The following is a 14,484-nucleotide window of genomic DNA, read 5'->3' as shown; positions in this document are numbered from 1 at the left end:
ATGCGAATATTTGTCTACGGCAGTTTACGCCACAAACAAGGCAACAGTCACTGGATGACCAATGCCCAGTTACTGGGCGATTTCAGTATCGATAACTACCAGTTGTATAGCCTGGGCCACTATCCAGGCGCAGTTCCGGGGAACGGAACAGTACACGGTGAAGTTTATCGTATTGACAACGCCACGCTGGCCGAACTTGATGCCTTGCGCACCAGGGGCGGTGAATACGCGCGCCAGTTGATTCAGACGCCGTACGGGAGTGCATGGATGTACGTTTATCAACGACCCGTCGATGGATTAAAGCTAATTGAAAGCGGCGACTGGTTAGACAGGGATAAGTAATAATAAAAGCACGCCACCTTCGGGTGGCGTTGTTTTATGCGATGTATCTCGCGATTTTTTTTGTCACTTTCCCATCTTTTGCTTTTCTCTCCGGGCCGCTTTCCATATCTGCAATCGCATAAAAAACTCTGCTGGCGTTAACAAATGTACAGGGGTAAAACGGGGACACGCTTTGAACGGTGAGTATGAGTGAGGCCGGCTAACTTCCAGCAAGTGGCTATGAACAGCAAAATGGTGGTCGAGCTTAGCTTGTTCTTACCGTTCAAGCCTTTCAACTGCTGAAAATAATAATAGGAGTAGAGAGTTTATAAATTGCGGGCATAAAAAAACCCTTACTAACCGAAGCCCGGTGTTCAGGGTTATTGCGCCAGAAGAACTTATTTATTCTTGGCGCGCTCGAAGGAAGCAACGATTTCAGCTTTAGCGGCTTCTGCGTTTTCCCAACCTTCAACTTTAACCCACTTGCCTTTTTCGAGGTCTTTGTAGTGCTCGAAGAAGTGAGCGATTTGCGCTTTCAGCAACTCTGGCAGATCGTTAACGTCTTTAATGTGATCGTATTCTTTGCTCAGCTTGGTGTGCGGAACAGCAATCAGTTTCGCATCTTCACCGGCTTCGTCGGTCATTTTCAGTACGCCAACCGGACGGCAGCGGATCACAGAACCCGGCTGCAGCGGGTACGGAGTCGGGACCAGTACGTCAACCGGGTCACCGTCCAGAGACAGAGTGTGGTTGATGTAACCGTAGTTGCACGGATAGAACATCGCGGTGGACATGAAGCGGTCAACGAACAGTGCGCCGCTCTCTTTGTCGATTTCGTATTTGATCGGATCTGCGTTAGCCGGGATCTCAATAACAACGTAGATGTCTTCCGGCAGATCTTTACCCGCAGGGACGTTGAGTAAGCTCATGTCTGTTTCCTTTAAAAATATGTGGCAAACAAGTGCCGAGTATTATAGCCAACTCGCGCCGAATGTCTTCGCTTGTTTTCGTCTTCATTTTCCTTTTTCGCCAGTTTTAAGACGGTATACAGAGCAGGAAAATCCATAACCGTAGCCGCATTTTTCATAGTGAGATGAAAGCGATTACAAACTTGTGATTAACGTTTTATTTACTTTTTTGAAGTGTTATGTAACGCAATCCGTTACATAACGAATTGTCTATAGTTTTTTCGCGAACATCTTTTCACCAATAATAATTACCCCGACGAGGACAACCCTATGTGGAAACGCTTACTTGTAGTCTCTGCAGTCTCGGCAGCCATGTCGTCTATGGCGTTGGCCGCTCCATTAACCGTAGGATTTTCGCAGGTCGGATCGGAATCCGGCTGGCGCGCCGCAGAAACCAATGTGGCGAAAAGTGAAGCCGAAAAGCGCGGTATCACACTGAAAATTGCCGATGGTCAGCAAAAGCAGGAAAACCAGATTAAAGCGGTACGTTCCTTCGTCGCACAAGGGGTGGATGCGATCTTTATCGCTCCGGTGGTTGCGACGGGTTGGGAACCGGTATTAAAAGAGGCGAAAGATGCCGAAATCCCGGTCTTCTTGCTTGACCGTTCCATCGATGTGAAAGACAAATCTCTCTATATGACCACCGTTACTGCCGACAACATCCTCGAAGGTAAGTTGATCGGTGACTGGCTGGTGAAAGAGGTTAACGGCAAACCATGTAACGTGGTGGAGCTGCAGGGCACCGTTGGGGCCAGCGTCGCCATTGACCGTAAGAAAGGCTTTGCCGAAGCCATAAAGAATGCGCCAAATATCAAAATTATCCGCTCGCAGTCAGGTGACTTCACCCGCAGTAAAGGCAAAGAAGTCATGGAGAGCTTTATCAAAGCGGAAAACAACGGCAAAAACATCTGCATGGTTTACGCCCATAACGACGACATGGTGATTGGTGCAATTCAGGCAATTAAAGAAGCGGGCCTGAAGCCGGGTAAAGATATCCTCACGGGTTCCATTGATGGCGTACCAGATATCTATAAAGCGATGATTGATGGCGAAGCAAACGCCAGCGTTGAACTGACGCCGAACATGGCTGGCCCCGCTTTTGACGCGCTGGAGAAATACAAAAAAGACGGCACCATGCCTGAAAAGCTGACGTTAACCAAGTCCACCCTTTACCTGCCTGATACCGCAAAAGAAGAGTTAGAGAAGAAGAAAAACATGGGGTATTGAGGGGCATCAATATCTGATGCCGACTTGTGGGCCGCCGGATAAGGTGTTTACGCCGCATCCGGCAGTTGTGCAGTACCGGACTTAACACCATGCACAATCTGTCCCCTCGCCCCTTTGGGGAGAGGGTTAGGGTGAGGGGGACAAACGGCGCAGCTCTTAACATCAGGCACGATCTATTCCCGGACTTTTAGAGCGTGGCTAAGGGGGAAACCATGACGACCGACCAACACCAGGAAATCCTCCGCACCGAAGGATTAAGTAAATTTTTCCCCGGTGTCAAAGCGTTAGACAACGTTAATTTCAGCCTGCGCCGTGGCGAAATCATGGCGCTGCTCGGTGAAAACGGGGCGGGAAAATCGACGCTAATCAAAGCATTAACCGGTGTATACCACGCCGATCGCGGCACTATCTGGCTGGAAGGCCAGGCTATCTCACCGAAAAACACCGCCCACGCACAACAACTCGGCATCGGCACCGTCTATCAGGAAGTCAACCTGCTACCCAATATGTCGGTCGCTGATAATCTATTCATAGGTCGCGAACCCAAACGTTTCGGCCTTCTACGCCGTAAAGAGATGGAAAAGCGCGCCACCGAACTGATGGCATCTTACGGTTTCTCCCTCGACGTGCGCGAACCGCTCAACCGCTTTTCAGTCGCGATGCAGCAAATCGTCGCCATTTGCCGGGCTATCGATCTCTCCGCCAAAGTGCTGATCCTCGATGAACCCACCGCCAGTCTCGACACTCAGGAAGTAGAGTTACTGTTTGGCCTGATGCGTCAGCTTCGCGATCGCGGCGTCAGCCTGATCTTCGTCACTCATTTTCTCGATCAGGTTTATCAGGTTAGCGATCGGATCACCGTCTTACGTAACGGCAGTTTTGTGGGCTGTCGGGAAACGCGCGAGCTACCGCAGATCGAACTGGTAAAAATGATGCTGGGGCGCGAGCTGGACACCCACGCGCTTCAGCGTGCCGGGAGAACATTGCTGAGCGACAAACCTGTTGCCGCGTTCAAAAATTACGGCAAAAAAGGAACGATCGCACCGTTTGATCTCGAAGTGCGCCCCGGCGAGATCGTCGGTCTGGCAGGCTTGCTGGGATCAGGGCGGACAGAAACCGCCGAAGTGATCTTCGGTATCAAACCTGCTGACAGCGGCACTGCGTTGATCAAAGGCAAACCACAAACGCCACGCTCGCCACATCAGGCTTCGGTACTGGGCATCGGCTTCTGCCCGGAAGACAGGAAAACCGATGGCATCATCGCCGCCGCCTCGGTGCGGGAAAATATCATTCTTGCTCTCCAGGCCCAGCGCGGCTGGCTACGACCTATTTCCCGCAAAGAGCAGCAAGAGATTGCCGAACGCTTTATCCGCCAGCTTGGCATTCGCACACCTTCCACCGAACAACCGATTGAATTTCTCTCCGGCGGCAATCAGCAAAAAGTGTTGCTTTCACGTTGGCTACTGACCCGACCGCAATTTCTGATTCTCGACGAGCCAACGCGCGGAATTGATGTTGGTGCCCACGCCGAGATCATCCGGCTGATTGAAACGCTGTGCGCCGATGGGCTGGCGCTGCTGGTGATCTCCTCCGAGCTGGAAGAGCTGGTGGGCTATGCCGATCGGGTGATCATCATGCGCGATCGCAAACAGGTGGCGGAGATCCCGCTGGCAGAGCTTTCCGTTCCGGCGATCATGAACGCCATTGCGGCGTAAGGAGAACAGTGTGATGCCTCAATCTCTCCCGGACACTACGCCGCCGAAAAGGCGTTTTCGCTGGCCAACAGGAATGCCGCAGCTGGCGGCACTGTTGCTGGTGCTGCTGGTCGATAGCCTGGTGGCCCCGCATTTCTGGCAGGTGGTGCTTCAGGATGGGCGTTTGTTCGGTAGCCCTATCGACATTCTTAACCGTGCGGCCCCCGTTGCGCTACTGGCGATTGGCATGACGCTGGTTATCGCCACTGGTGGGATTGATCTCTCCGTAGGGGCGGTGATGGCTATCGCCGGAGCCACAACGGCTGCGATGACGGTCGCGGGATTCAGCCTTCCAATTGTTTTGTTAAGCGCCCTCGGCACTGGCATCCTGGCGGGATTGTGGAACGGCATACTGGTAGCGATCCTCAAAATTCAGCCGTTTGTCGCCACCCTGATCCTGATGGTCGCCGGGCGCGGCGTGGCGCAACTGATCACCTCCGGGCAGATCGTCACATTTAACTCACCGGATCTCTCCTGGTTCGGCAGTGGATCGCTGTTGTTCCTGCCAACACCAGTCATTATTGCGGTGCTGACACTTCTCCTGTTCTGGCTGTTGACCCGCAAAACGGCGCTGGGGATGTTTATCGAAGCCGTTGGTATCAACATTCGGGCGGCAAAAAATGCCGGGGTAAACACGCGGATCATCGTCATGCTCACCTACGTGTTGAGCGGGCTATGTGCGGCGATTGCGGGCATTATCGTGGCGGCGGATATTCGCGGTGCCGATGCCAATAACGCCGGGTTATGGCTGGAGCTGGACGCCATTCTTGCAGTGGTGATTGGCGGCGGATCGCTGATGGGCGGGCGCTTTAACCTGCTGCTTTCGGTGGTGGGGGCGCTGATTATTCAGGGAATGAACACCGGAATTTTGCTTTCTGGCTTTCCGCCGGAGATGAACCAGGTGGTGAAAGCGGTGGTGGTGCTTTGCGTGCTGATTGTTCAGTCGCAACGCTTTATCAGTCTGATTAAAGGGGTACGTAACCGTGATAAAACGTAATTTGCCACTGATGATCACCATCGGCGTCTTTGTGTTGGGTTATATCTACTGTCTGACCCAGTTTCCCGGTTTTGCTTCCACAAGAGTGATCTGCAATATCCTGACCGATAACGCCTTTCTTGGGATAATCGCCGTTGGCATGACCTTTGTGATCCTCTCCGGTGGGATCGATCTCTCCGTCGGTTCGGTGATCGCCTTTACCGGCGTGTTTCTGGCAAAAGTGATTGGCGATTTCGGCCTCTCGCCGCTGCTGGCGTTTCCGCTGGTGTTGGTGATGGGCTGTGCCTTCGGCGCATTTATGGGGCTTCTGATTGACGCCCTGAAGATCCCGGCGTTTATCATTACCCTTGCGGGAATGTTCTTTTTGCGTGGCGTCAGCTATCTCGTTTCGGAAGAGTCGATCCCGATAAACCATCCTGTTTATGACACGCTCTCAAGCCTTGCGTGGAAAATCCCTGGCGGCGGTCGCTTAAGTGCGATGGGACTGCTGATGCTGGCGGTGGTGGTTATCGGCATATTCCTCGCGCATCGTACCCGTTTTGGTAATCAGGTATACGCCATTGGCGGCAACGCAACGTCGGCAAACCTGATGGGGATTTCCACTCGCAGCACCACTATTCGCATTTATATGCTCTCCACCGGACTGGCAACGCTGGCGGGGATTGTCTTCTCGATTTATACCCAGGCCGGATATGCACTGGCGGGCGTAGGTGTGGAACTGGATGCTATCGCCTCAGTGGTAATTGGCGGTACGCTTTTGAGTGGTGGCGTTGGAACGGTATTAGGGACGCTTTTTGGCGTGGCGATTCAGGGACTGATTCAGACTTACATAAACTTTGATGGCACGCTGAGTTCCTGGTGGACGAAAATCGCCATCGGTATTTTGTTGTTTATTTTTATAGCATTACAGCGTGGATTAACGGTGCTGTGGGAGAATCGTCAGAGTTCGCCTGTGACAAGAGTCAACATTGTGCAGCGATAAAAACGCCTCTCCGTGTGGAGAGGCGCAGGAGATTACGCGTCCGGGAACTCACGGATAAAGCGTTCGACATCTTCAACCATATGGTCGTTGCCGACAAAGAACGAACGGCGCTGGTGCAGGGTTTCCGGGATAATATCCAGAATACGCTCTTTGCCATCGCTCGCTTTACCGCCCGCTTGTTCCGCCAGGAATGCCATCGGGTTGCACTCATACAGTAAACGTAGTTTACCGTCCGGGTGGCTGGCGGTGCTTGGGTAGAGATAAATACCGCCTTTCAGCAGGTTACGGTGGAAATCCGCGACCAGTGAACCGATATAACGTGAGGTATACGGGCGGTTGGTGGATTTATCTTCTTCCTGGCAGAATTTAATGTACTTCTTCACCCCGTTCGGAAACTTAATGTAGTTTCCTTCGTTGATGGAGTAGGTTTTGCCTTTCTCCGGGAAGCGCATCCGTTCCTGGCACAGGCAGAAAACACCCAGCGAAGGATCATAAGTAAAGGCGTGAACACCGCATCCGGTGGTGTAAACCAGCATAGTAGAGGAGCCGTATACCACGTAACCTGCCGCAACCTGTTTGTTACCAGGCTGGAGGAAATCTTCTTCCGTTACCGGCGTGCCAACAGGCGTAACGCGGCGGTAGATGGAGAAAATGGTACCGACAGAGACGTTAACATCGATGTTGGACGAGCCATCCAGGGGGTCCATCAGCACCACGTATTTTGCGTGTTCACAGCCTTCAAAGACGACAATCTCATCTTCTTCTTCAGAGGCAATGCCCGCAACGATATCGCGTGCTTTCAGTGCGGCTTTCAGTTTCTCATTAGCGAACAGGTCGAGTTTCTGCTGAACCTCGCCCTGCACGTTCTCAGCACCGCTGGCACCCAGGATATCAACCAGTCCTGCTTTGTTGATATCGCGATGGATAATCTTGGCGCCCAGTTTTATTGCCGACAGCAAAGCAGTGAGCTCACCGGTAGCATGAGAAAACTCGTGCTGCTTTTCGACAATAAATTCACCTAACGTTTTCATAAAACTTTCCCTGCAATGTTTATGGAGTAAAGCGACCGCAACAATCTTAACAAATAATCCCAATGTTGCGCTCAGGTGAATCGCGCCAGCAAATTACGGATTATCCTGAAATGCATTTCTCACTTACCCGACATATGCGTAAAATGAGCGCCAGATTAAAAAAGGATAGTGACGTATGCGCATTCATATTTTAGGAATTTGTGGCACGTTTATGGGCGGTCTGGCGATGCTGGCGCGCCAGTTAGGCCATGAAGTAACGGGTTCGGACGCCAATGTGTATCCGCCGATGAGCACCTTACTTGAGAAGCAAGGCATTGAACTGATTCAGGGTTACGATGCCAGCCAGCTCGATCCACAGCCGGATCTGGTGATTATTGGTAACGCCATGACCCGTGGAAATCCGTGTGTGGAAGCGGTACTGGAAAAAAACATCCCTTATATGTCAGGTCCGCAGTGGCTGCACGATTTTGTGCTGCGCGACCGCTGGGTGCTGGCCGTTGCCGGTACACACGGCAAAACCACCACGGCGGGAATGGCGACCTGGATTCTGGAACAATGCGGTTACAAACCGGGATTTGTGATTGGCGGTGTGCCGGGGAACTTTGAGGTTTCGGCGCGTCTGGGCGAAAGCGACTTCTTTGTTATCGAAGCGGATGAGTACGACTGCGCCTTCTTCGACAAACGCTCTAAATTTATCCATTACTGCCCGCGTACGCTGATCCTCAACAACCTTGAGTTCGATCACGCCGATATCTTTGACGACCTGAAAGCGATCCAGAAACAGTTCCACCATCTGGTGCGTATCGTTCCGGGGCAGGGCCGTATTATCTGGCCGGAAAACGACATCAACCTGAAACAGACCATGGCGATGGGCTGTTGGAGCGAGCAGGAGCTGGTGGGCGAGCAAGGTCACTGGCAGGCGAAAAAGCTGACCACTGACGCTTCTGAATGGGAAGTCTTGCTGGATGGCGAAAAAGTGGGCGAAGTGAAATGGTCGCTGGTAGGCGAACATAATATGCACAATGGCCTGATGGCGATTGCGGCGGCTCGCCATGTTGGTGTAGCGCCGGCAGATGCCGCTAACGCGCTGGGTTCGTTTATTAACGCTCGTCGCCGTCTGGAGTTGCGTGGTGAAGCGAATGGCGTCACGGTATATGATGATTTTGCCCATCACCCGACGGCGATTCTGGCAACGCTGGCGGCGCTGCGTGGCAAAGTTGGTGGTACGGCGCGCATTATTGCCGTACTGGAACCGCGCTCTAATACCATGAAAATGGGGATCTGCAAAGACGATCTGGCACCTTCATTAGGTCGTGCCGATGAAGTCTTCCTGCTGCAACCGGCACATATTCCGTGGCAGGTGGCAGAAGTGGCAGAAGCCTGCGTTCAGCCTGCACACTGGAGCGGCGATGTGGATACGCTGGCAGATATGGTGGTGAAAACCGCTCAGCCGGGTGATCACATTCTGGTGATGAGCAACGGCGGTTTTGGTGGGATCCATCAGAAACTGCTGGATGGGTTAGCGAAGAAAGCGGAAGCCGCGCAGTAATTCACAGCCTCAGCCTGATAGAGTGTGTGTAGGCCGGATAAGGCGTTCACGCCGCATCCGGCATTTGAGCATAGTGCCTGATGCGACGCTTGATGCGTCTTATCAGGCCTACAGGTGCACCGTATCCGGCAAACCATACTCACATCAACAACGAAAATTACCCTTCGTTCTCCGCTAACTCGCGCAGATACTGGAAAATCTGGCGTGCGGATTTCGGCGGCTTATTCCCTTCTTTCTCTTTCTTCGCGTTACGGATCAGAGTACGCAGTTGCTGACGATCGGCATCGGGCCACAGATTCAATACTTCAGCGATGGCGTCATCACCCTGGTCGATCAGACGATCGCGCAGGTTTTCCAGTTTATGGAACAGCACCACCTGCTGGTTGTGACGGTTTTTCAGCTTATCCAGCGCCTGACGGATCGGTTCAACATCGCGCTGGCGCAGCATCTTACCGATGAGCTGCAACTGGCGGCGGCGACCTTCCATCTTAATACGCTGGGCGAGCTCAATAGCCGCGCGCAGATCCGCATCTAACGGGATCTTATCCAGCGCGTTTTTCCCCAGATCAACAATTTCCGCGCCAAGGCGTTTTAGCTCCTCGGCATCACGTTTAATTTCACTTTTACTGACCCAGATAATTTCATCGTCTTCGTCTTCGATGTCATCACCGGGAACGTCGTCGAGCCAGTCTTCGGGCTGCTTAGTCATCTCAGGCTCCTTAAAAAAAGAGGCTAATGTTACCAGTTAAGATGCGCACTGAAAAACAGTTCTCTGTTAGACTTCAGAGAAACTCTCTACATTATGGCACTTGCAATGAAAGTAATCTCTCAAGTTGAAGCGCAGCGCAAGATTCTGGAAGAAGCAGTTTCGACTGCGCTGGAGTTGGCCTCAGGCAAATCGGACGGTGCAGAAGTTGCCGTCAGCAAGACCACCGGCATTAGTGTAAGCACGCGTTATGGTGAAGTGGAGAATGTTGAATTCAATAGCGATGGCGCGCTGGGGATCACCGTTTATCACCAGAACCGTAAAGGTAGCGCATCGTCTACCGATTTAAGCCCGCAGGCCATTGCCCGCACCGTACAGGCGGCGCTGGATATTGCTCGTTATACCTCGCCAGATCCGTATGCCGGCGTGGCAGACAAAGAACTGCTGGCCTTTGACGCACCGGATCTTGACTTGTTCCACCCTGCGGACGTTTCTCCGGATGAAGCCATTGAACTGGCGGCTCGCGCGGAACAGGCGGCATTGCAGGCGGACAAACGCATCACCAATACCGAAGGCGGTAGCTTTAACAGCCACTACGGTGTCAAAGTTTTTGGCAACAGCCACGGCATGTTGCAGGGGTACTGCTCTACGCGTCATTCGCTCTCCAGCTGTGTAATCGCCGAAGAAAATGGCGATATGGAGCGTGATTACGCCTACACCATTGGGCGTGCGATGAGCGATCTACAAACGCCAGAGTGGGTTGGGGCCGACTGTGCTCGCCGTACCTTATCGCGCCTGTCACCGCGTAAACTTTCTACCATGAAAGCGCCGGTGATTTTTGCCAATGAAGTGGCAACAGGGTTGTTTGGTCATTTGGTGGGGGCGATAGCGGGTGGTGCGGTCTACCGTAAATCGACCTTCTTGCTGGATTCGCTGGGTAAACAAATTCTGCCGGATTGGCTGACCATTGAAGAGCATCCGCATCTGCTGAAAGGGCTGGCATCTACACCATTCGACAGCGAAGGTGTGCGCACCGAGCGCCGCGATATCGTCAAAGATGGCATCCTGACTCAGTGGCTGCTGACCAGCTATTCGGCGCGGAAACTGGGGCTGAAAAGCACCGGACATGCGGGCGGTATTCACAACTGGCGGATTGCCGGACAAGGGCTAAGCTTCGAACAAATGCTCAAAGAGATGGGCACCGGGCTGGTGGTGACGGAGCTGATGGGCCAGGGCGTGAGTGCCATTACCGGTGATTATTCCCGTGGTGCAGCGGGCTTCTGGGTAGAGAATGGCGAGATTCAGTATCCGGTGAGCGAAATCACCATCGCTGGTAATTTAAAAGATATGTGGCGCAATATTGTCACCGTCGGTAACGATATTGAAACACGCAGTAATATACAGTGTGGTTCTGTGCTGTTGCCGGAGATGAAAATCGCCGGGCAGTAAAAAACTGGCGCGACCTGCCGCGCCAAATCTTCATAATAAAAAAGGAAGTGAGCAATGCGTAAAAGCCTGTTAGCTATTCTTGCAGTCTCCTCATTGGTATTCAGTTCGGCGTCGTTTGCCGCTGATCTGGAAGACAATATGGAAACCCTCAACGACAATTTAAAAGTGGTTGAAAAAGCCGATAACGCGGCGCAAGTCAAAGACGCGTTAACGAAGATGCGCGCTGCGGCACTGGATGCGCAAAAAGCGACGCCGCCGAAGCTTGAAGGCAAATCACCGGACAGCCCGGAAATGAAAGACTTCCGCCACGGTTTCGACATTCTGGTCGGTCAGATTGACGACGCGCTGAAGCTGGCAAATGAAGGTAAAGTAAAAGAAGCGCAGGCTGCCGCAGAGCAACTGAAAACGACCCGCAACGCCTATCACCAGAAGTATCGTTAATTCTTTATTTCCCTGTTGCCTGCACTCAGGTAACAGGGAACTTATCATCGCAAATGATGCACCACCTGATTGCTGCTGCCGCGCCAGATCAGGGAAGGGTCTTTTAAATCCTGCACAAATTTGCCGTCGACCAGCACGTTAATCAAATCAACAACCTGCATTTGCGCAGCGTTGAGTTCGTCGAGTTTATAGCCTGTCCACATCCAGATGTCTTTACCCGGACACTCGGCGCGGATGCGTTGTACCAGCTTCAGAATATCCGGCACGTTTTGCGGATGTAGCGGATCGCCGCCGGAGAGGGAAATACCCTGGCGTTTGATACGAGTGTCATTCAGATCGTTAATGATCTGGTCTTCCATTGCTTTGGTAAATGGCTGACCGGAATTTACCCGCCAGGTGCTTTTGTTATAGCAACCGGGGCATTCATGAACACACCCAGAGACAAACAGGGTGCAGCGAGTGCCGGGGCCGTTGACGATGTCGACAGGATAGTACTGATGATAGTTCATTATTTCACCTGGCTTATCAGTCCGCGTGTAGGCTGTATCCGGTAATCAAGGCCTGATGCGACGCTGTCGCGTCTTATCAGGCCTACAGCCGTAGCCAAATGTAGGCCGGATAAGGCGTTTACGCCGCATCCGGCATTTGCTTAACACAGAGTGAAGATTAACCTATCTGCCCATTTCCCAGATGTTTAACGCGGCGCTTAACTTCTTCCTGCTTACCAGCGTTAAACGGACGTGCATCCGGGCTACCTAAATATCCGCACACGCGGCGAGTCACCGACACACGGGAGGTGTCATGGTTACCACATTTCGGACAAGTGAAGCCTTTGCTGGTGCACTCAAACTCGCCGGTAAAGCCACACTCGTAGCATTCATCGATCGGTGTGTTGGTGCCGTAATACGGTACATGCTGATAGCTGTAATCCCAGACATCTTCCAGCGCCTTCAGGTTGTGCTGAATGTTTGGATACTCGCCATAGCAAATGAAGCCACCGTTCGCCAGTGGCGGGTAAGGCGCTTCAAAGTCGATCTTGTCGTACGGGTTCACCTTCTTCTCCACATCGAGGTGGAAACTGTTGGTGTAGTAACCTTTATCGGTCACGCCCGGCACCACGCCAAACTCAGCGGTATCGAGACGGCAGAAGCGGTCGCACAGGTTCTCACTCGGCGTACTGTAGAGGCTGAAACCGTAGCCAGTTTCTTCTTTCCACTGATCCACCGCCTGACGCAGACGCTCAACAATCGCAATACCTTTCGCGCGCAGCTGCTCGTTGTCGTAAACATGCTCGCCGCCGAACAGCGCGTTAATGGTTTCGTGGATGCCGATGTAACCCAGCGAAATAGACGCACGACCGTTTTTGAAGATTTCAGAAACGTCGTCGTCAGCATTCAGACGCACGCCACAAGCGCCTTCCATATAGAGGATCGGGGCTACGCGCGCTTTCACGCCTTCGAGACGAGCGATACGGGTCATCAGTGCCTTACGTGCCAACACCAGACGTTCATCCAGCAGCTTCCAGAAGGTGGCTTCATCGCCTTTTGCTTCCAGAGCAATACGCGGCAGGTTCAGGCTGATCACGCCGAGGTTGTTACGACCATCGTGGATCTGCTCGCCGTTTTCATTTTCCCACACGCCGAGGAAGCTGCGGCAGCCCATCGGGGTTTTAAACGAACCGGTGACTTTCACTACCTGATCGTAGTTCAGGATATCCGGATACATGCGCTTGCTTGCGCACTCCAGCGCCAGCTGTTTGATGTCGTAGTTCGGATCGCCTTTTTTATGGTTCAGGCCATCGCGAATCGCAAACACCAGTTTCGGGAACACCGCCGTTTTACGGTTTTTACCGAGGCCGGCGATACGGTTACGCAGGATAGATTCCTGAATCAGGCGCGACTCCCAGCTGGTGCCCAGACCAAAACCAAAGGTCACAAACGGTGTTTGACCGTTGGCGGTGTGCAGGGTGTTTACTTCGTACTCCAGCGACTGGAAGGCATCGTAGCACTCTTTGATGGTACGAGAGTTAGCGTAGCCTTCGGCGTCCGGGATGTTCCACTCTTCTGCGGTCTTGCGATGTTTGTTGTAGCTGGCGGTGACAAACGGTGCCAGCACTTCATCGATACGGTTAATGGTGGTGCCGCCATAAATATGGCTGGCGACCTGAGCAATAATCTGCGCAGTTACCGCGGTTGCCGTAGAGATCGATTTCGGCGGTTCAATCTCGGCGTTCCCCATTTTAAAGCCCTGGGTCAGCATGCCTTTCAGGTCGATCAACATGCAGTTGAACATCGGGAAGAACGGTGAGTAATCGAGATCGTGATAGTGAATATCACCACGTTCATGTGCCTGCACCACGTCACGCGGCAGCAGGTGCTGGCGTGCATAGTGTTTAGCCACGATCCCGGCCAGCAGGTCGCGCTGGGTTGGAATCACCTTGCTGTCTTTGTTGGCGTTTTCGTTGAGTAACGAGGAGTTGGTCTGCTCGACCAGACCACGGATCTCCTGGTTCAGGCGACCGCGTTTTTCACGTTCAATGTCGCGATCGTGACGGTACTCGATGTAAGCACGAGCCAGTTGTTTGTATGGCCCCGACATCAGCTGGTTTTCAACTGCGGTCTGGATCTCATTGATATCCACCTGGTTGCGGCCCTGCATCTGCTCGCTGACAACCGCAGCAACAGTGGCGCAATAATCGGCATCATCGACTTCCGCTGCTTTAGCTGCACGCAGAATCGCTTCTTTGATGCGCTCTGATTTAAACGGCACTTTGCAGCCGTCTCGTTTCATCACATGCGGTGTCATGATCGCTCCATATTTTTAAGAACAGGTTATCCACAGAAATTGGGAAAGGCGTTTTCCGGTTTTTTCGTTTCGTTTTCCGGTGCTTTCCGCAATCGCCATCCGCTTATCCACAACGTCGCACCTTTTTCGTGGGGAGCTGTAGTAGCAATTATAGTCGATTAATACAACATATTGGGTTGGGACGCATTTTAAAGTCTATATATAGTGCTTTGCATCAAGGATGTTTGAACTTTTTTTGATGTAGCTCAAAGTAA

13 protein-coding genes are annotated in these 14,484 nt (G+C 52.5%); 8 read left to right on the top strand and 5 right to left on the bottom strand.

Going from position 1 to position 14,484, the window contains the following annotated elements; all coding sequences use genetic code 11:
• Complete coding sequence (locus ACJHX4_RS15060) at positions 1–342, top strand: gamma-glutamylcyclotransferase (RefSeq protein ID WP_001219160.1); 342 nt, start codon at positions 1–3, stop codon at positions 340–342.
• A 377-nt stretch (positions 343–719) separates the two neighbouring features.
• Here ACJHX4_RS15060 and ppa read toward each other — a convergent pair whose 3' ends face one another.
• The gene (gene ppa / locus ACJHX4_RS15055; protein ID WP_000055072.1) at positions 720–1,250 is read right to left on the bottom strand and encodes an inorganic diphosphatase; all 531 of its coding nucleotides are present in this window, start codon (positions 1,248–1,250) and stop codon (positions 720–722) included.
• 309 nt (positions 1,251–1,559) lie between these two features.
• On the opposite strand from ppa, the gene ytfQ reads away from it, so the two are divergent.
• The 4 genes from ytfQ to yjfF all read left to right on the top strand — a co-directional run bounded on the left by ytfQ (position 1,560) and on the right by yjfF (position 6,249).
• Positions 1,560–2,516: a galactofuranose ABC transporter substrate-binding protein YtfQ gene (gene ytfQ, locus ACJHX4_RS15050; protein WP_000265933.1), complete on the top strand. Its 957-nt coding sequence runs from the start codon at positions 1,560–1,562 to the stop codon at positions 2,514–2,516.
• Between the two features lie 212 nt (positions 2,517–2,728).
• Entirely contained in the window at positions 2,729–4,231 is a 1,503-nt protein-coding gene (ytfR, locus tag ACJHX4_RS15045) for a galactofuranose ABC transporter, ATP-binding protein YtfR (protein ID WP_000205840.1), read from the top strand.
• A gap of 13 nt (positions 4,232–4,244) precedes the next feature.
• Positions 4,245–5,267, top strand: a complete 1,023-nt coding sequence (gene ytfT, locus ACJHX4_RS15040) for a galactofuranose ABC transporter, ATP-binding protein YtfT (RefSeq protein ID WP_001298067.1) — start codon at positions 4,245–4,247, stop codon at positions 5,265–5,267.
• Positions 5,254–6,249 (top strand): galactofuranose ABC transporter, permease protein YjfF, encoded by a 996-nt coding sequence (gene yjfF / locus ACJHX4_RS15035; RefSeq protein WP_000595994.1) that lies wholly within the window; start codon positions 5,254–5,256, stop codon positions 6,247–6,249. Before ytfT ends, yjfF begins: the two co-directional genes overlap by 14 nt.
• A 32-nt stretch (positions 6,250–6,281) precedes the next feature.
• Here the strand turns inward: yjfF and fbp are convergent, their stop codons facing one another.
• Positions 6,282–7,280, bottom strand: coding sequence for a class 1 fructose-bisphosphatase (fbp, locus tag ACJHX4_RS15030; RefSeq protein ID WP_000853753.1), 999 nt, complete (start codon positions 7,278–7,280; stop codon positions 6,282–6,284).
• A gap of 175 nt (positions 7,281–7,455) precedes the next feature.
• On the opposite strand from fbp, the gene mpl reads away from it, so the two are divergent.
• The gene (gene mpl / locus ACJHX4_RS15025) at positions 7,456–8,829 is read left to right on the top strand and encodes a UDP-N-acetylmuramate:L-alanyl-gamma-D-glutamyl-meso-diaminopimelate ligase (RefSeq protein ID WP_001531225.1); all 1,374 of its coding nucleotides are present in this window, start codon (positions 7,456–7,458) and stop codon (positions 8,827–8,829) included.
• A gap of 157 nt (positions 8,830–8,986) precedes the next feature.
• Here the strand turns inward: mpl and yjgA are convergent, their stop codons facing one another.
• Entirely contained in the window at positions 8,987–9,538 is a 552-nt protein-coding gene (yjgA, locus tag ACJHX4_RS15020; RefSeq protein ID WP_000166270.1) for a ribosome biogenesis factor YjgA, read from the bottom strand.
• Between the two features lie 93 nt (positions 9,539–9,631).
• Between yjgA and pmbA the strand changes: the two genes are divergently transcribed.
• Both pmbA and cybC read left to right on the top strand, forming a co-directional pair.
• Positions 9,632–10,984 (top strand): metalloprotease PmbA, encoded by a 1,353-nt coding sequence (pmbA, locus tag ACJHX4_RS15015; RefSeq protein WP_001162187.1) that lies wholly within the window; start codon positions 9,632–9,634, stop codon positions 10,982–10,984.
• 54 nt (positions 10,985–11,038) lie between these two features.
• Positions 11,039–11,425 carry a cytochrome b562 gene (gene cybC / locus ACJHX4_RS15010; RefSeq protein WP_001232246.1) on the top strand — a complete coding sequence of 129 codons (387 nt, stop codon included), beginning with the start codon at positions 11,039–11,041 and terminating at the stop codon, positions 11,423–11,425.
• 44 nt (positions 11,426–11,469) lie between these two features.
• Here cybC and nrdG read toward each other — a convergent pair whose 3' ends face one another.
• Complete coding sequence (gene nrdG, locus ACJHX4_RS15005) at positions 11,470–11,934, bottom strand: anaerobic ribonucleoside-triphosphate reductase-activating protein (RefSeq protein WP_001106230.1); 465 nt, start codon at positions 11,932–11,934, stop codon at positions 11,470–11,472.
• A 157-nt stretch (positions 11,935–12,091) separates the two neighbouring features.
• Positions 12,092–14,230: an anaerobic ribonucleoside-triphosphate reductase gene (gene nrdD, locus ACJHX4_RS15000; RefSeq protein ID WP_000187799.1), complete on the bottom strand. Its 2,139-nt coding sequence runs from the start codon at positions 14,228–14,230 to the stop codon at positions 12,092–12,094.
• Between the last annotated feature and the right edge of the window lie 254 nt (positions 14,231–14,484).

It is taken from the genome of Escherichia sp. WS2035, from assembly GCF_046487065.1.
GTDB lineage: Bacteria > Pseudomonadota > Gammaproteobacteria > Enterobacterales > Enterobacteriaceae > Escherichia > Escherichia coli.
This window is presented reverse-complemented; position numbering and strand designations above follow the sequence as displayed.